This window comes from Paenibacillus sp. SAFN-117 (assembly GCF_051966115.1).
Classification (GTDB): Bacteria; Bacillota; Bacilli; order Paenibacillales; family NBRC-103111; genus Paenibacillus_L; species Paenibacillus_L residui.
Genome location: NZ_JBQCLK010000024.1, coordinates 74,378 through 98,598 on the forward strand (window position 1 = coordinate 74,378; position 24,221 = coordinate 98,598).

The window sequence follows — 24,221 nt, forward strand, 5'->3', positions numbered from 1 at the left end:
GGAAGGTTGTCGTATTCGTCAGGCAGTCACATCAAACCCGTTACTGCCGTATACCGAGGCCCGGACATCAGCCCATTCCGCGGAATCCAAGGACCAATCCTCCTCGTAACGATCAGCGCTCCGCTTGGACTGCTGGTAATAAGGTTGTTGGGAAGGGCGGTCTCTTTGATCCTGGAATAAATGTGAACTGAAGGAATTGGAATGGGTCACTTCCATCCGTTCTACCTGAATTCCCTGAGACTGCAATTGAGCTCTCAGTTGGGACATCTGGGCTTCCAACATTTCTTTGCCAAGCAGTGTGTGAGCGATGAACTGGGCGGTCAACTGGCCGTGCTGCATGGTCAGCTTCACATCGACATGTCCCAGATGCTCGGGATACAGGGACAAACGGGCTTCCGAGAAGCCGTTGGAAGCTCCTGTGGTGAAGCTTCTGAGCACGAAGCGGCTCATCTCACCGGCAAATCGTTCTGCGGGTATCGGCTCCTGAGGCAAGGAAGGGTGCGAAACTGTCCGCGGCGCTTCATTCCTTGGCATGGATTCAGCAGCGACCGCAACAGTGTCGGCGGCCGCAGCCGTAACCGGCTCGGCTCCCTTCGTCATCTCCGAGCCAACCGACATCTGCCGCTCCAGGCTGCCGCTCCGGCCTGCGATCATCTCCAGACGGGAAAGCACATCCGGCTCCGACGGCACCCGGAAAATCAGTTGGCCCATAACAGGCTCTGCCTTCCCCGGATTAACTTGGCTGCCAGACTGTGCCTGGCGTTCTCCTGCGAACGATGGGTCGGCATGGGTCGATGCTGCACGTTCAGGGACTTGCACCTGCGGGTTCTGCTGCACCGTATCATCGGAAGCGGCTTTCGGATCTGCCATGGACGATTCCGGCTTGCGCATCGCCTGGGAAGCCAGAACAAGCTCGCCCAATTTCTCCTTCAACTGCTCGACCAGTCCGCTGTCCGGATGCTGTTGAACCAGCCGGGTGAACGATTCGAGAATCGACTTGAGCTCGGCGGACGTCCATGTCCGAACAGGCATTCCTTCTTCCGTGCTGCTTGCCAAGTCTTGTCGGCCTGCATCAGGTGAGGCCGTTGGTCCTCCCAGAGCCTTAATCAGCTCTTCGGCTTGACGGAACCATTGGCTAAACGCTTCTTCCTTCATCAAGCTTTCCAACTGCTCCGGTTGTTCCAGCCACTGCCCAATCATGGCGATAAGCATCGCCTGCTGTTCCTCGTCCGTTTGCACAGTCCCCGATTCTTCTTCTGCTGTCCACGGTTGGACCCAGGGAAGAACGATTGGTTTCTGGGTCTCTGCCGCTTGGCCCGCCTCTGCTACATTCATGACAAGGCCCAATGTGCCTGCAAAGGATGGGCTTGAGGAGCCGCCACCGGCGTTTCCCGATACAGTAGAGCTTCCTCCTGAGGAAGAAGCACGAGGAGCTGCAGCGTTCTGTACTATTACAGCATTCATTTCCATCTATGTATTCACCTCCTTTCATTAAGGAAGCTAGGGAAAAACACTATTGCGACTTCGCCTAGGGAACGAGCTTGCCCAGAATGGCAGCCGCCAGCTTGCTGTTCTCTTTGGACATTTCGGACATAATCCGCGATCTGGATTCGTTATCTGTCGCATTGAGAATATCCACAACCTTGTCCGGACTTGCCGCATTCATCTCCAGCAGCAGCTTCGCCGCTTGCTTGGCATCCATATTGGCGAAGGTGGATCCGAGATCGCTGCTCGACAATTTCGGAACGGCCGCGGACGACTTTTCTTCCGCTGCTCTGACCCGTTCTTGCAGAGCGGCGATCTGTGTATCCTTGGCCAGGACGGCATCCTTGAGGGCGATGCTCGTTTCCGCTGCAATTTGCGGATTCATCTTCTCCAGAATCCGGGTCCTCTCTTCTGCTTTCATTTCGTTTAAGAAGAGTACTCTTTCCTGATTGGTCAAGTTCTCCATTATTACGGCCGCTTTGCTTGGACTCATCTTGGCGTATACCGAGCTCGTTTGGCGAATCTGCTTCTCATATTCCTCGTCCCCGGCACGCTGCTCTTCCATCTGTTCATTCATCGATGCCAAGGCGGCCTTAAGCTCTTCAATCTGGCGCTCCTTATCGTTGTCCGACGATACGGCCTGCTGCAGCTCTGCCTCTTTCTCGGACAGCTGCTGCTGCAAAGCTTTAATTTGTTCGTCCTTGTCCGTTTCTTCCTCGGCCGGACGATCCGCGGCCCCGTCACTTTCCGACTTTGCAAACCAGCCGCCGATCACAGGTATGCCGGTTGCCGCTCCGTGAATTTTCTGTTTAAACTCATTATCAAAGACGAACATGTAAACCAGCACCAGAATCCCCGTAAAAATGACCGGAATGAGAACCCAATAAAAAATTCGTTCAAATGCGCTTAACTCGGCTTTTTCTAAATCGGTATCCAAGGCTCTCCCCCCTTAAGGGCTTCTCAAGAATTTGCCGTCGGCTTCACAAGGTCCTCAGGTGTCTGACAGACGCCATCTCATCCAAGGCATCCTGTTCCTTCTTAAGCATCTCGAACATAAATCGCTGCTTCGCCTTGTCCCTTGCGTTAAGCCAGATCTTTTCCTCCATCATTTTCAAATTCAGCGTTTCTTTCTTACGGTCGACATTGTTCTGTGCGGCCGTCACAGCTTTATATTTCTCGCTGATTTTATGGTCGATGTGTTCCATATAAGACTGATAGATCATCAGCTGCGAGACGGTCGTTTGAGCTGCCGACTCCGCGGATATCCGGTCCTGCATGCGCTGCTTCTCCAACCGAAGCTGATGCAGACTCTGCTCTTGGCTCCTCAGCTCGCCTACGGCGCTGGACAAGGTCCATTCCGCTTGCGTTTTTTCGCTTGTTTTTAAGTCCACGATTTTTTGAAAGGCAAACTTGAACGGCATTCAATCATCACCCTTTATGAAATTCACCAATCAGTCTTTGGACAGTTTCCTCATAGGAGACCTTCTCGTCGGTCTTTTGCGTTGTAAATTCATGGATTTTTGAAATAAATTGCAAAGAAAGATCAATTTCTGGATTTGTTCCGCTCTGGTACGCCCCCAAATTGATCAGGTCCTCCGAACTTCTATAAACAGATAGCAGTTTTTTCAGAAAATCGGCAGCTTCCTGCTGCTCCGGAGGAACGATTTCCTTCATTACCCGGCTTACACTGGCCAGAACGTCAATAGCGGGATAGTGGCCTTTGTTAGCAAGGTGCCGGTCCAGTACAATATGCCCATCCAGAATCCCGCGGACGGCATCCGCTATCGGCTCGTTCATATCGTCTCCGTCCACCAGGACGGTATAGAAAGCGGTTATCGAGCCTTTGGGCCCTGTGCCTGAACGTTCCAGCAGCTTGGGCAAATTGGCGAAGACCGATGGAGTATAGCCGCGGGTAGCCGGGGGCTCACCAATGGCCAAGCCGACTTCCCGTTGCGCCATGGCGTAGCGGGTGACCGAATCCATCATGAGCATGACATCCAGGCCCTTATCGCGGAAATATTCGGCAATGCTGGTCGCAATTAACGCGCCCTTGATCCGAATGAGCGCCGGCTGATCGGAAGTAGCGACAACGACAACCGATTTGGCCAAGCCTTCCGGACCGAGATCTCTTTCGATAAAGTCCAGGACTTCCCGTCCGCGCTCTCCAACCAGAGCGATGACATTGACATCTGCCGAAGTATTACGGGCGATCATGCCCATCAGGGTGCTCTTGCCGACACCGGATCCCGCGAAGATGCCGACCCGCTGGCCTTTGCCAATCGTGAGCAGACCGTCGATGCACCGGATTCCGACGCTGATGGGATGCAGAACTCGCGGTCTCATCAGCGGATTGCCGGGGCTGTTGTTCGTCGAATATTGACTCATTCGCAGAGGAAGCAGCGAGCCGTCCAGCGGCTGGCCCAGTCCGTCCAGAACCTTGCCGAGTAATTCGTACCCTACCTGAACGCTTAAAGGCTTCCCGGTACTGACGACATCGCAGCCGGGACCAATCGAGTGCAGGTCGCCGAGCGGCATGAGAATGACCTTGTTGCCGCGAAAGCCTACGACCTCCGCTTTAAGCGGTTTATCGGATTTGGGAGGATGGATCAGACAGACATCTCCGATATTCGCATCGGGACCTTCGGCCTCCACCGTAAGACCTATGACTTTAGTCACTTTACCGAAGACCGGGACCGGATCTAATTGTCGAAGGAAGTCGATGTATTTGCCGGCTTGCGGACCGCTAGCCTTCATCGGGAACACCATCCTGGGAAACCGCCGCCTGGAGCAAAGCGTTCTTGATTTCGGTTAACTGGGTTTCAATCCGGGCGTCGATGCTGCCGAATTCCGAACGGACAACACAGCCTTGATCCCTGACGGACGAATCGGGAACGATCACCAGTTCAGCCTGTGAATCGACGACCATTTGCAATTCGTCCTTGGCATCCTGGATATAAGCGAAATGCTCGGGAGCTACGCACAATGTAATGGTGCCTCTCTCCCTTGTACGGGCAAGCATCTGCCGGGTCATCGAAACGATCCATTCCGGGGAGACCGTAAGCTGCTGATGAACGATCTTCTCGGCTATGGCACAGCTTAGCTCGATCAGGAACGGTTCAGCATCGCGAATAATTTGCTTCTTGGTTTCGTAGGCTTGCTCCAGAATCGTTTTCGCTTCAGCCATCTGCTGTTCATACTGTTGGAGAATATCGGCAGTGGCCTGCTGAACGCCGGAATCATAACCCTCCTGGTAGCCTTGCTTCCGGGTAAGCTCCCGTTCCTCCAGATCCAGACGGCGCTGCTCCTGCCACCAGGAGTCGATTTCTTGTCTGGCCTGGGCCTTGATCTGTTCGGCCGCTTCCATCGCTTCGCGAATCCGGGCTTCCGCCAGCTGTTCTGCGTCCTGCAGAATCTGTTCTTTCAGCTGCTTGGCCTGTTGGATTTCCAGCTGCTCCTCTTCCGTATAAGGAGCCTGATCCGTTCTGGAGGCGCCGTTGCCGTACCATTTGCCAAGATCGAACGTCGGATTAATCAATTTGGTGTCGTCAAGCGCTATATATCCTCCGGGTTTGATCAATCTAGACAACGATATCATCTCCTCCACCGCGTGCGATGATGATTTCTCCGGATTCTTCCAGGCGGCGAATCGTTGCCACAATCCGGGTCTGTGCTTCTTCTACATCACGGAGCCGGACAGGACCCATATATTCCATCTCTTCCTTGAACGTTTCGGACATCCGCTTGGACATATTGCTGAAGATCGCGTCTCTGACTTCTTCACTGGCCACTTTCAAAGCCAGCTGCAAATCGCTGTTGTCGATGTCGCGGATAATCCGCTGGATGGAACGGTTATCGAGATTGACAATATCCTCGAAGACGAACATTCTCTTCTTGATTTCCTCAGCCAGCTCTGGATCCTGTACCTCCAGGGAATCGAGAATGGTCCGTTCCGTTCCGCGGTCGACGCCGTTCAAGATTTGGACGATCGATTCGATACCGCCCGCTGACGTGTAGTCTTGGGTCACCGTTGCGGACAGCTTGTTCTCGAGCACCTGCTCCACCTGGGTGAGAACCTCGGGGGATGTGCTGTCCATCAATGCAATTCTCTTGGCCACATCCGCCTGCTTCTCTTGTGGAAGCGCCGACAGGATGATGGAAGACTGCTCCGGCTGCAAATAAGATAGGACCAGAGCGATGGTTTGCGAATTTTCATTCTGGATAAAGTTCAAAATTTGGGCAGGATCTGCTTTCCTTGCAAAATCGAACGGGCGGACTTGAAGCGTTGCCGTTAACCGGTTGATGATGTCGATCGATTTTTGCGGTCCCAGTGCCTTCTCCAATATTTCTTTGGCGTAGGCAATACCGCCTTGCGAAATATATTCCTGTGCCAGGCAAATCTGGTGAAACTCGGCCAAAATCGATTCCTTTTCCAAGGCATCCACTTTACGCACGTTGGCTATCTCCAACGTCAATTGTTCGATTTCATCTTCTCTCAGGTGCTTGAAGATTTGAGCGGATACTTCAGGCCCCAAGCTGATGAGAAGAATGGCCGCCTTTTGCCTGCCTGTCAAACCTTGTTGTGCTGCTGCTTTTGCCAATCGTGCACACCTCTATTCGTCAACCAGCCAGGTTCTTAACAAATTAACAAATTCTTCGGGCTTTTTCTTAGCCAAGGTTTCGAGTTGGTTGCGGATCTGATTCTCGTTGGTCACATTTTCAAGATCGATGGTCGGATATTCAATCGCTGTGCTTTCATAAGCTTCTTCAGCGGCTTCCTCATTCGCTTTGCGTCTGCGGGAGATGAAGTATCCGCCTAGTCCGGCCAATGCCAGCACTGCCGCTGCAATTCCGCCGATCCAATACCAGTTCACGCTGGAAGCGGGATTAACCTCTTGTGGCCCGGCGAAAGTCTGATCGAAGACATGGACCCTGCTCGCCAGCTCTTCCGGAGTGAAGGTCCTTCCGCTGTTTGCAAGCGATGCATTGACAACGCTGATGAGGATTTGTTCAATGGCTTCCCTTGCTTCCGGGGTAAAGGATTCGGGATTATTCCGATCCGGTGGTTCAATGCCGACAGAAATGGTTAAATCCGTTACAGTGAATGGACTGGATTCAATTTGCTGGGTGATCCGGTTAACCTCGTAGTTAACGGTCCTCTGCATTTCTTCGGAATTGGCTGAGCCGGCAGCCGAGCTGCCCGGGTAAGTGGGGATATCGGTCGGGCCGGTTCCCGGCACTCCGCCAGTATCGGCTCCATTGGACGTATATGTTTTTTGCAGTTCCTGAACGCTGATTTCTATCCCTCTCTGCTCCTCCGTATTGACCGGAGTGACCAGATTCTCGACTGTGCTTCTCTTGTCGAAGTTCATCGTGGCGATGACCATCGGAATCACTTTGTCTTTACCGAGAATACCGCCCAGAATTTCTTTGATGTCCTTGCGGAGATCCTGTTCGAATTTCCGTTTGATTTCGAACTGCATCGCCGCCGCGTTTGCGGAAGTGAACTGACTGTCGTTATTTTTGGAGTACGGGAGCAAATCCCCGTTCTGATCTGAAATCGCTATGTTTTCAATCGGCAAATTTTTGACGCTCTTGGATACCAGTTGGTACATCGTGTCGATCTTGTTCTGGTCCAGCCGGTAGCCTGGCTTCAAATTGACAACTACGGATGCAGTCGACTGCTGATCCTGCTCATCGCGGAGAAACACCGTTTCTTCGGGAAGGTTGATTACAACCTTGGAGCTGGCAACTGCCGTATTGGAATTGATGAGCTGCTGTAATTCTCCCTGGATCATGTCCAGCTTCTTGATGCTGAATTCGTTGTCCGTCGTGCCGAAAGCGTTATTTTCCCGGAAAGCTCCATAACCAATGCTGCCGTTCTGGTTAAGCCCCTGGGACTCAACTTCGATTTTCACGGTGGAGACCATATTCCGCGGCACTCCAATCGATTTGCCGTCATCACTAAGGCGGTATGGAATTTTATTATCTTCCAGATGTTTCTTTATGGCCGCTGCATCTGCGGGCTGCAGATCTGTGAAGGCAGTGGCGTATTCTGTTTTGGACAAGCTGTATGTAACTAAAACCAAAGTTAATATCAACAGTGCTATAGTGGCGATGATCGTAATTTTTTGACCTTTGCTAAATCTGCCCCAAAATTCTTTTCCTCGATTGACATACTGGAGAACCGTTTCGTTCACTTACTCACCTCATCCGACGTTTACCGTTTTACTGGAATTAGAGCTGCATCCTCATAACATCCTGATAGGCCTCCACTACTTTATTTCGAACCTGCACCACCAGCTGCAAGCCTAATTCCGCTTTTGCCGAGGCGATCATCAGCCGATGAACGTCATTCATTTCTCCAACTATGAATTGCTCGTTCAATTGGTCCACCTGATGCTGCTGCTGGTTTAGATCGGTGATAGCCCCCTTCAAAAACTGGTCGAACTGCTTCGACAATTCCAGAGCTCCCGTATGGGTCTTGGAACCCGGTATCAGCGAACTAGCGGATTGAGCGTTTAGTACTACCGGATCTATCATCATTGTCCCCCCTTTCAACTATCTGTCGGCCTATCTGCCTATTTCCAGAGCCTTCGTAATCATGGACTTGGAAGCGTTTAACGCTGTTACGTTGGCCTCATAGGATCGGGTGGCCGAGATCATGTCGATCATTTCCTTCAAGATATCGACATTGGGCATATGTACATAACCATTTTCATCCGCATCGGGATGGGTTGGATTGTAAACCAGCTTGGGCGGAGTTGAATCCTCGGTAATTCTCGTTACTTTTACTCCTTCCCCTGCCGCCCCCTCCATAGCAGAGTTCAGAAAATGGGCAAAAGGCTGACTGCTCTTCGGTTCCATAGTGACAATCTTTCGGCTGTACGGGACCCATTTCCCATCCACCAATCTACCGCGGTTGGTCTCCGCATTGGCGATGTTGGACGATATCACATCCATTCTGAGTCTCTGGGCCGTCAATGCAGATGAGCTAATATCGAAAGCTCCTGTCAATTTCATCGGCTGCTCCCTCCTAGTGCTGTTCTGGCCATCTTAATCTCATGGCCGACCTGCTGACTCATGACGTAATACCTTAGAACATTCTTGGCCAGCAAGGACATTTCCGCATCGATGTCGACGTTGTTCATATTGTTATTCATGGCTGTCTCTGAGTCTTTAGTAATTTGCGGAGCGGGATAAGAAGATCGACCTATGACAAAGTGTCTGGGATCGGTCCTGAATCCTTCAATGGAGAATGGTGCCTTCAACTCATTCTGCAGCAGTTCCTCGAATTGAACATCGGAACGCTTGAAGAAGGGCGTGTCCACATTCGCGATATTGTTCGAAATCACCTGCTGGCGCAAGGCCGAAGCATTCAGCGAACGCTCCATCAAGTTAAAAGTTGACGATTTTAATAGTTCCATTTCTCTAACCTCACTCTCCAAGCTAGATAATCTTATTCAACAAATGTTTGTTAACTCCTCTTTTTTTTCGACATCCTTTAAAAAAATTATATACGAATGTGACAAATTTCGATCCATATCAAAACATCTCTAATAATGAATAAAACTGGAATTAATTACAATAAGAAAAAAGTCCCATCTTTCGACAGGACTTTCATCGTAAATAGGGATTTATTACTGTTTCAATGATACTTTAGGCTCGATTTTTCTGACAAATATTTAAACTTTCACTTTTTCAAGACCTAAAATTAATTGATCATTCAGGATTTTTATGTAAGTTCCTTTCATGCCGAGCGACCTGGTTTCGATGACACCCGCACTCTCCAGCTTGCGAAGAGCATTAACAATAACCGAACGGGTGATCCCCGCACGATCGGCAATTTTGCTGGCGACCAATAGTCCTTCGTCCCCATCCAATTCCTCGAAAATATGATCAACCGCTTCAAGCTCGCTATAGGACAAGGAGGCGACAGCCACGTCTACAATGGCTTTGCTGCGGGCATGAACTTCATTCTCCTCGGCCCGCACCTTGAAAATTTCCATTCCGACGACGGTAGCCCCGTATTCCGCCAGTATGTAATCTTCGTCCCCGAAAGCATCCTCTTTACGCGTAAGCACCAGTGAACCCAGACGGTCCCCGCCCCCAACAATGGGAATAACGGTCATCTGACGATGACCGAACATATGTTCGATTTGTTCGATAAAGTAATGATAGATGCTTTCTTCATCGACATTGGAGGTCGTCTCCTCAATTTTCAACAATAATGTGTTAATTTCTTCGGAAAATCTCTGCTTCTGGTGAATCATCTCATTCAGATTCTCCGATTCCATCGTCTCAATCTGGGCAAATCCGAGAATTTTCCCTTTGCGGCTGACCACATAAAGATTGGCCTGTATAGTATCGCGCAGAACCTCTGCCATTTCCATAAAGCTGACAGGTTTGCCTGCCGCTTTCTGCAGCAGGCGGTTCAATCTTCTTGTTTTTATCAATAGCGTCATTACTGAAGCCTCCATAATTTCGGGCCTTGCTTATAGAATATACTGGCTTAAGTCCCTGTTTTTTACAATTTCCCCCAGCTTTTCTCGCACATATTCCGGGGTAATGGAAATCTGCTCCAAGTGGATGTCCGATGCTTCATAGGACAGATCCTCCAGAACCTTCTCCAGAATCGTATGCAATCTTCTGGCACCGATATTGTCGGTATTTTGATTAACTTCCACGGCAATAGCAGCGATTTCGCGAATCGCTCCTTCTGTAAAATCCACCCGGATTCCTTCCGTTTCCAAAAGCGCCGTATACTGCATCGTCAGCGCGTTCTTCGGCTCTGTCAGGATCGACACGAAGTCATCGAGCGTCAAGTTGTTGAGCTCGACCCGTATCGGAAACCGCCCCTGCAATTCAGGGATCAGATCGGATGGTTTCGCTATATGAAATGCCCCGGCGGCAATGAACAAAATGTAATCCGTATGCACAGGGCCGTATTTGGTCATGACGGTGCTGCCTTCCACGATAGGCAGAATATCCCTTTGCACTCCTTCGCGGGATACATCCGGGCCTTGGCCGCGGTTAGGAGTGGCGATTTTGTCTATTTCGTCGATAAAAATAATCCCGGTCTGCTCTGCCCGGCGGACAGCCTCCTGGATTACCTCGTCCATGTCCATAAGCTTCTGGGCTTCATCTTGAATAAGGACTTTGCGCGCTTCCTTGACCGGCAATTTCCTCTTCTTCGTCCGTTTCGGAAGCAGACTGCCGAACATCTCCTGCATATTAAAGCCCATCTGGTCGTTGCCTTGTCCGCCCAGCATATCAAACATCGAAGGAGCATGATCCTCCACTTCGATTTCTATCGTTTCATTCTCCAGTTCGCCGTTCAACAAGCGCTTCTTAACCGCTTCTCTCTCGTTATCCACGGCGGGGTCCCTCGTCTCCTGTTCTTGCTGGCTCTGGTTTTGCTGTCCGAACAGCATTTCCAATGGATTGCGCTGCCCTCTATTCTTGGAGCCGGAAGGAACGAGTATCGATACGATTCTATCATTGGCCAGCGCCTCCGCTCTGTCCTTCAATTTCTCCGTCTTTTCCACTTTGACCATGCGGATCGAGGTTTCCACCAAATCACGGACCATCGATTCCACATCGCGGCCGACGTACCCGACCTCCGTAAATTTGGTCGCTTCCACTTTGACGAACGGCGCCTTGACCAGCTTGGCGATTCTTCTTGCAATTTCCGTCTTGCCGACTCCCGTCGGCCCGATCATCAGTATGTTTTTGGGCACGATTTCGTCCCGGATCGCTTCGTCGAGACGGCTTCTCCGATACCGGTTTCTCAAGGCGACAGCTACTGATTTCTTCGCCTTCTTCTGCCCTATAATATATTTATCGAGTTCCGCTACAATTTGTTTAGGAGTTAGGGAAGATTCGCTCATAAACAACCCTCCTGATTTCTCTCGCATAGTTAACTGCCTTACCCGATTTCTTCGACAATAATATTGTGATTTGTGTAGACACAGATTTCAGCGGCCATCTCGAGAGCCGCCTTCGCGATTTCCGAAGCTTCCATATCGGAAGCGTATCTCTTCAGAGCACGGCCGGCCGCCAGGGCAAAGCTGCCTCCGGAGCCGATGGCCAGAATGCCGTCATCAGGCTCGATAATCTCTCCATTGCCGGAAATAAGTAGCAGCCCCTGATCATCCATCACGATCATCATCGCCTCCAGCTTGCGCAGAACGCGGTCGGATCTCCATTCCTTGGCAAGCTCTACGGCGGCCCGCTGCAGATTTCCATGATGCTCTTCCAGCTTGCCTTCGAATTTCTCGAATAAAGTGATCGCGTCAGCCACCGATCCGGCAAACCCGGCCACGACCTTCCCCCTGTAAAGTCTTCTGACTTTCCTCGCCTTGTTCTTCATGACCATGCTATTGCCGAACGTGACCTGTCCGTCTCCCGCTATGGCCCCTTTGCCTTTATGACGAACGGCAAAAATCGTCGTCGCATGAAATTCGCTCATGCACTCACTCCCTTTAAATAATCCATCATACGCTCCTATCAAGCGCGCGGATGGGCACTGTTATAGATCGATTGCAGATGATCCTTGGTTACATGCGTATAAATCTGGGTCGTCGATAAATTGACGTGCCCCAGAAGCTCCTGCACCGTTCTCAAATCAGCTCCCGCCTCCAACATATGAGTGGCAAAGGAATGGCGGAACATGTGCGGACTTATGCTCTGTACGCCGGCTACCTGGGTAATATATTTATCCAGCATTCTGCGCACACTGCGGTCCGTCAGGCGGCCGCCGGCATAGTTGACGAACAGCGCGTCTTCATCGCCTGCTTTGACCAGCGCTTCCCTGGCCTGTTCCGTATACATCCGGATCGCATCCACCGCCGGCTCTCCGATTGGGACATACCGCTCCTTCGCCCCTTTGCCATAGACAAGGGCGATTCCATTGTCCAGATCGATGGAGGACAGGTCCAGCCGGACCAACTCGCTAACCCGTATTCCGCTAGCATAGAGCAGTTCCATAATCGCCCGGTCTCTGAGTCCGATCGGAGTGTCCGTATCCGGCGCTCCGAGAAGAGCTTCCATCTGCTCCACATAAAGGAACTTCGGCAGCTTCTTGTCCTGCTTGGGAGTTCTTATGTAGCTGAAAGGGCTGGACTCTACAAGCCCCTCCCTCAGCAAATAAGTATAAAATGTCCGCAATGCGGATAATTTGCGGGATACGCTTCGCTTCGCGTACTCCTGTTCATTCAGCTTGGCCAGAAACATCCGCACATTCAAATACGTCACGGTGGCCGGGCTGTCGATTTGCTGCTGCTCCAGAAAAAGCACGAATTGCTGCAAATCTTTGGCATAGTTGTTCAATGTATGCGGGGAAGCGTTCCTCTCCGCCTCCAGATATCGAAGGAAACCGTCCACCCACGCTTGCATTGTCATAACGTCAACCTCCGATATCAGAGCCTTTAAAGATACTAAACAGATACTATCGTATCACAGCTAAGCTTTTACTTACAAGCAACCAGGCCTGTGCTTTGCGAAAAATTCTGAATAGTTCGAATTGCGCGTTCGGCTATTTTTTCATACTTGGCTTTCTTGTTGCGGATTTTCTCATCCAGCGGCGGGAATAATCCGAAATTCACATTCATCGGTTGAAAATGCTTAAAGTCCGCCGTCGTAATATACTTTGCCATGCTGCCCAAGGCCGTCTCCAGAGGGAAAACAAGACAGTCCTCACCCCTGGCCATTCGGCCCGCATTGATTCCCGCAATAAGGCCGGAAGCCGCCGATTCGACATAGCCTTCCACCCCGGTCATCTGCCCGGCGAAGAACAGATTGTCCCGGCGGACAAATTGATAAGTGTTACGCAGCAGCTTCGGTGAATTGATGAAAGTGTTGCGGTGCATAACCCCATATCGGACAAACTCCGCCTGCTCCAGTCCGGGAATGAGCGAGAAGACCTTCTTCTGTTCCCCCCATTTCAAGTGGGTCTGGAACCCGACCAGATTATACAGCGTTCCGGCTGCATTATCCTGCCTCAACTGCACGACCGCATAAGGCTGCTTGCCCGTACGCGGATCGACGAGCCCCACCGGCTTCATCGGACCGAACAAAATCGTCTGCTTGCCCCTGCTAGCCATCACTTCGATAGGCATGCAGCCCTCGAAATAAATTTCCTTCTCAAACTCTTTGATCGGCGCCACTTCCGCCGTAACCAGCGCTTCATAGAAAGCTTCGAATTGCTCTTCATCCATGGGACAATTGATATAGGCGGCTTCCCCTTTGTCATACCGGGAAGCTATGAAGGCTTTATCCATATCGATGGAATCTTTCTCAACAATCGGTGCGGCTGCATCATAAAAGTATAAATATTCCTCTCCCATAAGCGACCGCAGATGCTCCGACAGATCCGGAGAAGTAAGCGGACCTGTGGCGACCACTGTTATTCCTTCCGGCAATGAGCTGATTTCTTCATTAACGACCTCAATCAGCGGATGATTGCGGAGCGTGGAGGTCACCTCTCCCGAAAACCCGTCCCGGTCCACCGCAAGCGCGCCGCCTGCCGGAACCGCATGCTTGTCCGCACTCGCCAGAATAAGCGAATCCAGGTTCCGCATCTCCTCCTTCAGCACGCCCACCGCGTTGGTCAATCCATTAGCCCGCAAAGAGTTGCTGCAGACCAGCTCGGCAAATTTATCGGTGATATGGGCCGGCGTTTTGCGGACCGGCCTCATTTCGTACAGTTTAACCGGAACTCCCTGGCGGGCAATTTGCCATGCGGCCTCGCTGCCCGCTAGTCCTGCTCCGATGACAGTGACTGGTTTATCATTGGACATGATCCCAACCTCCTCCTAATTCCTTACGGTTCGCAGCACCCCGGAAAAGAAGACGAAAAACTAAGCTCCAGAGAACTTAGTTTCGCGCAAGACTTATTCCGGCACTTCCTCTTTAAAATCACATTGCACGCATTGGAGGTGCTGCCCGTTTTTTGTATTTTTTACAACGAGCATCGAGTCGCATTTCGGGCAATCGCGTCCCGCCGGCCGGTCCCAAGAGACGAAATCGCACTCCGGATACCGGTTGCAACCATAAAAAATCCGGCCTTTCTTGCTGCGTCTTTCTACGATGTGGCCTTCCTTGCATTTGGGGCAAACTACCCCGATGTCCTTGACGATCGGCTTCGTATTCCGGCACTCCGGAAATCCGGAGCAGGCGAGAAACTTGCCGAACCGCCCCATTTTGTATACTAGCGGCTTGCCGCATTTTTCACAAATTTCATCCGAGACCTCGTCCTGAATCTCGACTTCCTTCATTTCCTCTTCGGCTACCTCCAGCCGCTTCTCGAAGGATTGGTAAAATTCGTCCAGAACCTTAACCCAATCCTCCTTCCCTTCTTCCACGTGGTCCAGCTCTTCCTCCATATTGGCCGTAAATTCTACATCCAATATTTCCGGGAAAAATTCCTCCATCAATTCAACGACCAATTCTCCCAGTTCTGTCGGAATGAACTTCTTGTCCTCGAGAGCTACATATCCTCTCTTCTGGATCGTTTCCAGTGTGGGGGCATAGGTGCTCGGACGCCCGATTCCCAACTCCTCCAGCGTCCTTACCAGCCGGGCTTCCGTATATCTAGGCGGCGGCTGCGTAAAATGCTGCTTCGGCTCGATTCCGACGCGTTCCACCACATCGTCCTTACGCAAAGGAGGCAGAAGCCGGTCTTCCTCTGTCGTCCCGTCGTCATTTCCTTCTACGTATACTTTCATGAAGCCCGGAAACTTCACTTTGGAGCCTACGGCGCGGAAAACCGCTTCGTTGGCTTGTATGTCCACAGTCATCGTATCCAATACGGCCGAGGTCATCTGGCTGGCGACAAACCGTTCCCAAATTAATTTATATAGGCGGTATTGGTCCCGGCTCAAATAAGACTTGATTTCGTCCGGAGAACGAAGGACGGAGCTTGGACGAATCGCCTCATGCGCGTCCTGGGCGCCGCTGTTTTTCTTAGTATAATTGCGTGGGCTTTCCGGAGCGTAAGCATCGCCGAACTTCCCCTGAATATATTCCTTAGCTTCTTCCTGGGCTACCGGGGATATCCGTGTGGAGTCCGTACGCATATACGTAATCAGACCGACCGTTCCTTCCTTGCCCAGCTCAATCCCTTCATATAGCTGCTGCGCGACGGACATCGTCTTGGCCGCCCGGAAATTCAGCTTGCGGGCCGCTTCCTGCTGGAGTGTACTTGTAATAAAAGGGGCGGAAGGATGGCGCTGACGCTCCCTCTCCTTAACCTCCTTAACAACGAAGCTGGACTCCTCAATCATCTTCAGAATCCGGTTGACCTCTTCTTTGTTGCCAAGCTCCAGCTTTTCTCCGCCTATCCCGTAAAATTTCGCTTCGAAGGACTGCTTGCCGGCTTGCAGCATGGCCGTGATCGACCAATACTCCTCCGGAATGAACTCTCTAATCTCATTCTCCCGGTCATTGATCAGCTTGACGGCTACCGATTGAACCCTGCCGGCCGACAATCCCTTCTTGACCTTCTTCCATAGAAGCGGGCTGATTTTATAACCGACCAGGCGGTCAAGAATTCTTCTCGCTTGCTGGGCATTCACCAGGTCTTTATTGATCGGGCGCGGTGATTTGAAGGCATCTTTAACCGCTTGCTTCGTAATTTCGTTGAACACGACGCGGCACGGCTCGTTATCCGTTAACTCCAGATAATGCGCCAGATGCCAGGCAATCGCTTCCCCTTCCCGGTCAGGGTCCGCCGCCAGATAAATTTTCTTAACCTTCTTGCTGGCGTCCTTCAATTCCTTCAGCACGGAGCCCTTGCCGCGGATCGTTATATATTTCGGTTCAAAATTACGCTTGACTTCTACTCCGATCTGACTTTTGGGAAGATCACGGATATGGCCCATAGATGCTTTGACAATATATTTGCTGCCTAAATATTTACTGATCGTTTTCGCTTTTGCCGGTGATTCGACGATAACTAACGAATCTGCCATGCGCATCTTCCTCCCCTCTGTAAACAGGTTTATTATATGTGCTTTATCTCTTGCAGGCAATCTGATGATCTTGCCGCTATATTAATACATACGCCGAGCCTGCATGCTGTGCAATCTTTTTTTTCATTAGTAAAGATAACAGAATTGTATGCAAATGTCCAAAATTTGTTTCGCTTTGCTCCAAAAGATAGTCAATCGTCGTCGGTTCGAACGAAATGAGCCCAAGGATTCGCCGCTCTTCCTTCGTCAGCTCCGGTTCGGGTTTAGGAGAATCCGCAGGATGCAAAACGTTCTTTATATTGAAAAAGCCCTTATATTCTTCGAGCACATCATTCGCGCAAACGACCATCTTGGCCCGGGTTTGAAGAAGCTCGTTGGTGCCCCGGCTCTTGGGAGAGAAGATCGGACCGGGAACGGCAAACAAATCCCTGGACTCGTCCAAAGCCATATCGGCCGTAATCAACGATCCGCTATTCTGAGCCGCCTCTACTACTAGAGTGCCCAAACTTATGCCGGCAATTACCCGATTGCGCAACGGAAATAATCCGGGATGATGGATGATGCCCGGGAAATACTCGGACAGCACGACCCCCTCTTCCTCTATTCTCTTGAACAATTTAAGATTTTCAGGGGGATAAACCCGGTCAATCGAGGTGCCCAGGATGGCGATCGTCTTAGCCTTGCCTTCCAACGCCCCGAGGTGGGCCGCGCTGTCGATTCCTCTGGCCAGTCCGCTGACAATGCTCAATCCCGCTTCGGACAAATGATAAGCCAACTCGGTTGCTGCCCTTCTACCGTACGCGGTCGGAGTGCGGCTGCCTACAATCGCCAGGGAATGATAATTCTCCAGCAGCTTCAAATTTCCTTTGGCATACAGCACCCAGGGCGGGCGTGAACTGTGCCTCAGCCTGTATGGATAAGCTTCATCATATAATGTCAATACATGTATGTTCTCCTTGCGGTACCACTCCAGTCTGGACGCTAGCCGCTCCTGAGTCAAGCCCCTCCTTATACTCTCTACCCGATCCCTGCGAATTCCGGCCTCCCTCCACTCCATATCTCCCCATTCCAGCAGCTCCACCAAATTTTGGGTTTTAATAATCAGTTTTTCGATCGTTTCCCAACCGATTCCTTTCAGTTCATGAAGCCCTAACAAGATTGATTTATTATCCAATGCCGGTTCCTCCTTGTGCTTAAAAATGAAAAAAAGCAACCCGTCAAATCCATATAGGAAATGAAAGGTTGCTTACCTTCATAATTATTTATTCAGTTAGCTATTATTTTTTGGTGATGCATTTCTCCAGCAGTCCCTTTTCCTCCAGGACGCTCACCAGTGTGGATCCCATCTCCGCAGGAGTAGGAGCCACTTTAATTCCGCAGCTTTCCAGAGTAGCCACTTTCTCGGCGGCCGTTCCCTTGCCTCCGGAAATAATAGCGCCGGCATGACCCATCCGCTTGCCTTCCGGAGCGGTCTTACCGCCGATAAATCCGACAACGGGCTTCGTCATATTCTCTTTGATCCACTCGGCCGCTTCTTCTTCCGCCGTTCCGCCGATCTCACCGATCATGATGACGGCATAAGTGTCCGGATCTTCGTTAAATCTCTTAAGAACGTCGATAAATTCCGAGCCTTTAACCGGATCTCCGCCGATCCCTACTGCAGAGGACTGGCCGATGCCGCGGGTAGTTAACTGATGAACGGCTTCGTAGGTGAGCGTTCCGCTGCGGGAAACGACTCCGACATGGCCTGGAGTATGGATATATCCCGGCATAATGCCGATTTTGCATTCACCCGGAGTAATGACGCCGGGGCAGTTAGGACCGATCAGCACGGTACGCTTGCCTTCCATGTATCTCTTGACTTTAACCATGTCGAGCACGGGAATTCCTTCAGTGATGCAGATAACGAGATCCAGATCCGCGTCGACGGCCTCCATGATCGAATCCGCCGCGAAAGCCGGGGGAACATAAATAACGGATGTATTGGCTCCGGTAGCTTCTACCGCTTCACGCACCGTGTTGAACACGGGGAGCTTGACCGTGCTGCCGTTCTCCAGCTCAAACTCTACTTCCGTACCGCCCTTGCCGGGAGTAGTCCCTCCCACTACTTGAGTTCCGTAGTCAAGCGCGCCTTTGGTATGATATCTACCCTGGGAACCGGTAATCCCTTGAGTAATGACCTTTGTGTTTTTATTAACTAAAATACTCACGTCGCTTCACATCCTTTACTTTTTTCCGTTCATTTTATATAAGGGGTGCTGCTTACAGATTTTTGACTTGCTCTACGATCTTCTGAGCGCCGTCGGCCATCGAGTCTGCAGCGATAATATTCAAGCCGGATTCGTTCAGAAGCTTCTTCCCGAGCTCCACATTGGTTCCTTCCAAGCGCACGACAAGAGGACGGTCCAAACCTACCTGCTTGGCCGCTTCTACAACTCCCTCGGCGATTACATCACAGCGCATAATGCCGCCAAAAATGTTAACGAAGATCCCTTTGACCTTCTCATCGGACAGGATGATCTTGAACGCTTCGGTTACTTTCTCCGTGGTGGCGCCGCCCCCTACATCGAGGAAGTTGGCCGGTTCTCCGCCGTAATATTTGATGATATCCATCGTCGCCATAGCCAGGCCGGCTCCGTTAACCATACATCCGATGTTTCCGTCCAGAGCGATGTAGCTCAGGTCGAATTTGGAGGCTTCGATTTCCTTCGGATCTTCTTCTTCCAAATCGCGAAGCTCCAGGATGTCTTTATGACGATACAATGCGTTGGAGTCGAAGTTCAGCTTGGCATCCAGCGCCATAACGTTTCCGTCTCCGGTTACGACGAGCGGGTTGATTTCCGCAATGGAGCAGTCCTTATCTACAAATGCCGTATACAACGCCATCATGAATTTAACGGCCTTGTTAACCAGTTCGTTCGGAATATTGATCGCGAATGCCAGTCTGCGAGCTTGGAACGGCTGCAATCCGATAACCGGATCGATCACTTCTTTGAAAATTTTCTCCGGGGTTCTGGCGGCCACCTCTTCAATCTCCATGCCGCCTTCTTCCGATGCCATCATGACGACCCGGCCGGTGCCGCGGTCTACAACTACGCCTACGTAGTATTCTTTCTTAATATCGCAACCCTGCTCAATCAGCAGGCGTTTAACCTCTTTACCTTCCGGACCGGTCTGGTGGGTGACGAGAATTTTACCGAGAATTTCGTCAGCATATGTACGTACTTCGTCCAGATTTTTGGCTACCTTGACTCCGCCGGCCTTCCCTCTTCCGCCAGCATGGATTTGGGCTTTGACAACCACAACAGGGGTTCCCAGCTGCTTGGCAGCTTCAACCGCTTCATCCACGGAAAAAGCGACTCTTCCTTCCGGAACGGTCACTCCATATTGTCTCAGGACTTCTTTGCCTTGATACTCATGGATATTCATTCTTACTTCCTCCTATCAGTGTCTTCAATGGCGCTTCGAAACCAAGCTTCGAAACCAATGGATTTCAGCCAACTAAAATAGATATTATCAGAACGAAAAAAATCTATTCAATCGGCAGTATCGCACCGCTCGACAAGCCCTATCTATTGTACCACTTTTTTTCGCTAGTTTCCTCTACTTTTCTTAATTATTTAACATTAATTTCTCATATGCTTCCTGATATTGGTGAAAGGTGGCGATTTTTCTAATTGCTCGGGAAATAGGAATACCGCATGCCGGCGAAGGAAACTGCCCGCAAGCTCCCCTTACGCGAATGGAGCCGCCGAACCGCATGGAAATGGCCCGACGGCGTAACAAAAAGAGCGCCGCTTTCCGGGAAAGCAAGCGCTGGTCCTACATTAACTATAAGTAGGCTGGATGGAGACGGCTGACCTCGGCTCTCTCTCCGCCTGCTTCACGAATCTCATTTCATTCCCCGAGAAATGGCAAACCAGGCATTGAATTTCCGGCTCCTCCGGTTGAAGCGGCGCTTCCTCCGCCATTTCCGTAACTTCCCCGGTAACGGCATCCTTGATAAAGGACTGTGTGTATCTCGTAATCACGCTGAATTTAACCCGGTTCGAGCGGCAATTCGGGCAGAAATACGGTTTGTTTTCCATAGTCCAATCACCTCACGAGTAGTATGACTCATTTTTTCTAAAATTATGAAACAGAGGCAGGATTTTTCCCGCGGATGTAGAATGTTATAATGGTGAAGAGCTTATCAGTGATGACGCGTTATCGGCATGGAAGTCTTATGCGGAATAATATAATTATATATTGGTTATAAGGAAGCACCTTTTTCCAATGGGGGACGACAGCGGATCAAGAACCGGGGACTCCCCTCCCTAATCATGGAAGGAGTGTGCTTATTTATGTTTGGCAAAGTTCGCAGCGCTTGCGTTAACGGCATTGAAGGAAAATTGATTGAAGTGGAAATCGACATCAGCAGCGGATTGCCCCAGGTCAGTCTCGTCGGCCTGCCAGATGCTGCGGTCAAGGAATCCGCCGAGCGGGTCCGCGCCGCGGTTAAAAACTGCGGCTTCAAGTTCCCGATGGAGCGGATTACGATCAATCTCGCCCCCGCCGATCTGCGTAAGGAGGGAGCGTCCTTCGACCTGGCCATCGCCGTCTGCCTGCTGCTGACCAGCGGACAACTGACGGGGGAACCGTGGAGCGAAGCCCTGATTATTGGAGAGCTGGCTTTGGACGGCAGCGTGCGTCCGGTCCCCGGTGTGCTCTCGATGGTTCATCATGCCCGCACCATGGGGATTCCCAAGATCGTCGTCCCTCTGCAAAATGCCAAAGAAGCCATGCTGGTCGAAGGAATGGATGTCTATGCCATCGCCCATTTACGGGACGTAACGCAAATAGGACGGCATTTGATTAATGATGTTAATCATTTATATCATTTACTAAATAAACCGGGCGGAGATTCGCCGTCGACCGAATCTGACTCCGCCGATATAGGGACAGGGCTGGATTATGCCGATGTAACCGGACAACAGCATGTGTAACGAGCTCTCGTCATCGCCGCGGCGGGCATGCATAACATTATGCTGATCGGCCCTCCCGGCACCGGAAAGACGATGCTGGTCCGCAGACTGCCTACCATTATGCCGGATATGGAGGAGAACGAGGCGCTGGAGGTGACGAAAATCTACAGCGTCTCGGGCCTGCTGCGCGGACGGGCTCAATTGATGACGTCCCGCCCCTTCCGTTCTCCCCACCATACGATCTCTGCGGGAGGGATGGCCGGTGGAGGGACGATACCGAAGCCCGGAGAGGTCAGCCTGGCTCATCGCGGCATTTTGTTTCTCGATGAGTTTCCCGAATTTTCCCGAAATGCGCTCGAGGTGCTCAGGCAGCCGCTCGAGGACAATCAGGTGACGATTAGCCGGGCCCGGGCCGTCTACACGTTCCCCGCCAATTTTATGCTGGCGGCATCGATGAACCCATGCCCTTGCGGATTTTTCGGAGCCGAAACCGTCACCTCTCCATGCACCTGTTCACCGCTCAAAATCAATCAGTACCGGTCGCGCATTTCCGGACCGCTGCTGGATCGCATTGACCTGCACGTGGAGGTGCCGCGTATGGAATACCGACTGTTCGGACAGGAGGCTTCATCGTTGTCCTCCGCCGAGATGAAGGAGTCGGTCATCAGGGCCCAGTCGATTCAACAGGCGAGATACCGGGGGACGGGAATCCGCTTTAACGGTGAGCTGGCAGGCAAGCTGCTGCGCCGTCACGCCCGGCTCAAGCCCGAGGCCGATCAGCTCCTTCACAGCACCTTCGATACGCTAGCCTTAAGTGCCCGGGCTTATGACCGGATCCTGAAGCTGGCCCGCACGATTGCGGATTTGGAAGGCTCTCGCGATATCGAGATCGCCCATCTGGCTGAAGCGATTCAATATCGCACCTTGGACCGGAAGACGTTTCAGTAATCGCATATTTCCATTGACCAGCTACAATTCACTTGAATTAGCTACACAAAAGAGGCTGTCGATTAATGGTGTATAACTGAGATCATACCGGAAGGGGCCTTTCGGCAAAGTTACGGACTCAGATTGGCTGTTGATTTTTGGTGTACAACTAAGATCATGTGAGAAATCTGCACGGTTTGGTTATAACGGACCCAAGAGACCTTAATCGCTCCGGAAGGGCCTTTCGGTAACTTTAACGGACTGAGACGACTCTATTCCCAAGAAACGAACGCAAATGTAGGACAATTCTATGAAATAAGCGCATCTATGTCCGTCTCAAAAAACCGCCCTTTTTAACGAAATAGGGTCTCTCAGGTCCGTTACATTTTCGCTGTTATCCATTTCCAGTTTCATTGATGCTACACCAATTCGCTTTTCACTAGTACAATAATCATCCTCGGTCCTATCCCTTCGCCTTTGCTACAATTAATCGACAGCTACCAAAATACAGCCTGCCCCAATGCCGATGACACGGTACTATCTGCGTGCAAGCGAGATTTTTGAAATCCAATCATTGACTTTCGTTAAAAATTATGTTAAGATTATTCCTGTTTGCATTAACCCTCAGAAGTTCCTCAGTTAAATAATTTCCTCCATCCATTTGTTCAAATTCCAATAACCCTGAAGAATTTGTTATGATGTATCGCTAATTCACACTGGCGCGATCAAGGAGTCGCAAGGATGAAAGAGAGGTAGGGCTTTCATTGTTTTAGTAAGTACAGAAATGGTTTCTCTCGTTATTTGCAATTGGAACTTTATTGCTGCCGCTCGGTCTGGATAATTCAGTAGTGGCAAGCGGCAGCATGGGTTATCATTTTGGATAGCTCGCCTATCTTATCTAAATTTCCCACAGATCAGATACCCATGTATGCTCTATATATCTGCTTCGTTTTTTTCGCATACCTATCTTTCGGGATCGTCCGGGCATTCCACACCCAGAAATTCACTGATTCGCATCTCCTGAAACAACTCCAGCAATTCCTGAACCCTATACTCCTCCGGATAGTCACCATCCGCATAGTCCATTCGAAGCTCCGCATCGATCGAAGATGCGCTTAAATATTCCATAAGCCGGCGGCATGCCAAGTAATCTTCCACACGGCTGAGATCGTATTTTAATTCCGTATTTCGCGCCTCGGTTATTATATCGGAGGATGGTGTGTCGGCAGTCTCCGGCCATTCATTACATCGGACGGTTAAAACCGGCCCCTTTTCCAAAAACATTTCGGTCTCGGTGTTTCTGCGTATGCCTTCCCACCTGTCCATTGCATTCCACAGCATATCCTCGCTAATGTCCTCGAACTCTCCTTCCTCGGTCTGCTCCATAAAATCGAGAGATAATCCCAATTTGTTCGCATCCCGGATAAACTGCAGCAGCTTGTCCTTCTCCTCTTCATCGTGAATATCCAGCGTAAGGATGATTTTATAAGACTTCAGCCTTTCTTTGATTTCCGACAGACCAAGAGTAGTGTATCTTCTAACAAATTGGAGTGCCTTTACCGGGCTGTCGTTCAGCCTGACTTTAATCCCAATCAACATTTTCCGCATCTCCTAATCCATTTATATTGTTACTTTACAAAAGACTGTACTGCCGGAAAATTCGCTTCCGCAGATACCGGCTCACTGAAAAGAAAGGATGCTCTTCCGACAGAATTCCGTTACAATAGTAGGTAATCATCCCTTATTATACACATGCTTATCTGCTAGGAGTGGAGAGAATGTCTATTCAAAACGGCCGTTTCCTTAAACTACCACCTGCTCAAAGCAGGTGGATTTAGACATAAATGTCGACGACTAAAGTCGTAGCGTAAGAGTA

At 50.7% G+C, this 24,221-nt stretch carries 23 protein-coding genes; 2 read left to right on the forward strand and 21 right to left on the reverse strand.

Annotated features, from left to right (window positions below; all coding sequences use genetic code 11):
- Nucleotides 1-18: 18 nt before the first annotated feature.
- The 20 genes from ACTHRH_RS16375 to ACTHRH_RS16470 form a co-directional block, all read right to left on the reverse strand.
- Nucleotides 19-1,470 carry a flagellar hook-length control protein FliK gene (locus ACTHRH_RS16375; RefSeq protein ID WP_440416569.1) on the reverse strand — a complete coding sequence of 484 codons (1,452 nt, stop codon included), beginning with the start codon at nt 1,468-1,470 and terminating at the stop codon, nt 19-21.
- 58 nt (nt 1,471-1,528) lie between these two features.
- Entirely contained in the window at nt 1,529-2,422 is an 894-nt protein-coding gene (locus ACTHRH_RS16380; protein WP_144933160.1) for a MotE family protein, read from the reverse strand.
- A 43-nt stretch (nt 2,423-2,465) separates the two neighbouring features.
- Complete coding sequence (fliJ, locus tag ACTHRH_RS16385) at nt 2,466-2,906, reverse strand: flagellar export protein FliJ (RefSeq protein ID WP_144933162.1); 441 nt, start codon at nt 2,904-2,906, stop codon at nt 2,466-2,468.
- Between the two features lie 7 nt (nt 2,907-2,913).
- Entirely contained in the window at nt 2,914-4,239 is a 1,326-nt protein-coding gene (gene fliI, locus ACTHRH_RS16390; protein ID WP_379287420.1) for a flagellar protein export ATPase FliI, read from the reverse strand.
- Nucleotides 4,229-5,080 (reverse strand): FliH/SctL family protein, encoded by an 852-nt coding sequence (locus ACTHRH_RS16395; RefSeq protein WP_440416572.1) that lies wholly within the window; start codon nt 5,078-5,080, stop codon nt 4,229-4,231. Before ACTHRH_RS16395 ends, fliI begins: the two co-directional genes overlap by 11 nt.
- Nucleotides 5,064-6,083: a flagellar motor switch protein FliG gene (fliG, locus tag ACTHRH_RS16400; RefSeq protein WP_379287424.1), complete on the reverse strand. Its 1,020-nt coding sequence runs from the start codon at nt 6,081-6,083 to the stop codon at nt 5,064-5,066. Before fliG ends, ACTHRH_RS16395 begins: the two co-directional genes overlap by 17 nt.
- 12 nt (nt 6,084-6,095) lie before the next feature.
- Nucleotides 6,096-7,682, reverse strand: a complete 1,587-nt coding sequence (gene fliF / locus ACTHRH_RS16405; RefSeq protein ID WP_379287426.1) for a flagellar basal-body MS-ring/collar protein FliF — start codon at nt 7,680-7,682, stop codon at nt 6,096-6,098.
- Between the two features lie 37 nt (nt 7,683-7,719).
- Nucleotides 7,720-8,025, reverse strand: coding sequence for a flagellar hook-basal body complex protein FliE (gene fliE, locus ACTHRH_RS16410; RefSeq protein WP_150959634.1), 306 nt, complete (start codon nt 8,023-8,025; stop codon nt 7,720-7,722).
- 30 nt (nt 8,026-8,055) lie between these two features.
- Entirely contained in the window at nt 8,056-8,505 is a 450-nt protein-coding gene (gene flgC, locus ACTHRH_RS16415) for a flagellar basal body rod protein FlgC (protein ID WP_379287428.1), read from the reverse strand.
- A complete protein-coding gene (gene flgB / locus ACTHRH_RS16420) occupies nt 8,502-8,909 on the reverse strand; it encodes a flagellar basal body rod protein FlgB (protein WP_440416575.1) in 408 nt (135 codons plus the stop codon). Before flgB ends, flgC begins: the two co-directional genes overlap by 4 nt.
- A 258-nt stretch (nt 8,910-9,167) precedes the next feature.
- Nucleotides 9,168-9,947 carry a GTP-sensing pleiotropic transcriptional regulator CodY gene (gene codY, locus ACTHRH_RS16425; protein WP_144933178.1) on the reverse strand — a complete coding sequence of 260 codons (780 nt, stop codon included), beginning with the start codon at nt 9,945-9,947 and terminating at the stop codon, nt 9,168-9,170.
- 30 nt (nt 9,948-9,977) lie between these two features.
- Nucleotides 9,978-11,372 (reverse strand): ATP-dependent protease ATPase subunit HslU, encoded by a 1,395-nt coding sequence (gene hslU / locus ACTHRH_RS16430; RefSeq protein WP_379287431.1) that lies wholly within the window; start codon nt 11,370-11,372, stop codon nt 9,978-9,980.
- Nucleotides 11,373-11,410: 38 nt separating this feature from the next.
- Nucleotides 11,411-11,953 (reverse strand): ATP-dependent protease subunit HslV, encoded by a 543-nt coding sequence (gene hslV, locus ACTHRH_RS16435; RefSeq protein ID WP_144933181.1) that lies wholly within the window; start codon nt 11,951-11,953, stop codon nt 11,411-11,413.
- Nucleotides 11,954-11,991: 38 nt separating this feature from the next.
- The gene (gene xerC / locus ACTHRH_RS16440) at nt 11,992-12,885 is read right to left on the reverse strand and encodes a tyrosine recombinase XerC (RefSeq protein ID WP_379287433.1); all 894 of its coding nucleotides are present in this window, start codon (nt 12,883-12,885) and stop codon (nt 11,992-11,994) included.
- Between the two features lie 68 nt (nt 12,886-12,953).
- Nucleotides 12,954-14,282 (reverse strand): FADH(2)-oxidizing methylenetetrahydrofolate--tRNA-(uracil(54)-C(5))-methyltransferase TrmFO, encoded by a 1,329-nt coding sequence (trmFO, locus tag ACTHRH_RS16445; RefSeq protein ID WP_379287435.1) that lies wholly within the window; start codon nt 14,280-14,282, stop codon nt 12,954-12,956.
- 93 nt (nt 14,283-14,375) lie between these two features.
- Entirely contained in the window at nt 14,376-16,454 is a 2,079-nt protein-coding gene (topA, locus tag ACTHRH_RS16450; RefSeq protein ID WP_440416579.1) for a type I DNA topoisomerase, read from the reverse strand.
- A gap of 76 nt (nt 16,455-16,530) precedes the next feature.
- A complete protein-coding gene (dprA, locus tag ACTHRH_RS16455) occupies nt 16,531-17,628 on the reverse strand; it encodes a DNA-processing protein DprA (protein ID WP_440416581.1) in 1,098 nt (365 codons plus the stop codon).
- A gap of 103 nt (nt 17,629-17,731) precedes the next feature.
- Nucleotides 17,732-18,664 carry a succinate--CoA ligase subunit alpha gene (sucD, locus tag ACTHRH_RS16460; protein WP_150959631.1) on the reverse strand — a complete coding sequence of 311 codons (933 nt, stop codon included), beginning with the start codon at nt 18,662-18,664 and terminating at the stop codon, nt 17,732-17,734.
- Nucleotides 18,665-18,716: 52 nt separating this feature from the next.
- Nucleotides 18,717-19,883, reverse strand: a complete 1,167-nt coding sequence (sucC, locus tag ACTHRH_RS16465) for an ADP-forming succinate--CoA ligase subunit beta (RefSeq protein WP_144933193.1) — start codon at nt 19,881-19,883, stop codon at nt 18,717-18,719.
- Nucleotides 19,884-20,281: 398 nt separating this feature from the next.
- Nucleotides 20,282-20,542 (reverse strand): hypothetical protein, encoded by a 261-nt coding sequence (locus ACTHRH_RS16470; protein WP_379287442.1) that lies wholly within the window; start codon nt 20,540-20,542, stop codon nt 20,282-20,284.
- A gap of 255 nt (nt 20,543-20,797) precedes the next feature.
- Here ACTHRH_RS16470 and ACTHRH_RS16475 point away from each other — a divergent pair, with 255 nt between their 5' ends.
- Complete coding sequence (locus tag ACTHRH_RS16475) at nt 20,798-21,439, forward strand: magnesium chelatase domain-containing protein (protein WP_440416584.1); 642 nt, start codon at nt 20,798-20,800, stop codon at nt 21,437-21,439.
- A gap of 12 nt (nt 21,440-21,451) precedes the next feature.
- A complete protein-coding gene (locus ACTHRH_RS16480) occupies nt 21,452-22,366 on the forward strand; it encodes a YifB family Mg chelatase-like AAA ATPase (protein WP_440416588.1) in 915 nt (304 codons plus the stop codon).
- 942 nt (nt 22,367-23,308) lie between these two features.
- Here ACTHRH_RS16480 and ACTHRH_RS16485 read toward each other — a convergent pair.
- Nucleotides 23,309-23,944 carry a hypothetical protein gene (locus ACTHRH_RS16485; protein WP_440416586.1) on the reverse strand — a complete coding sequence of 212 codons (636 nt, stop codon included), beginning with the start codon at nt 23,942-23,944 and terminating at the stop codon, nt 23,309-23,311.
- Nucleotides 23,945-24,221: the final 277 nt, after the last annotated feature.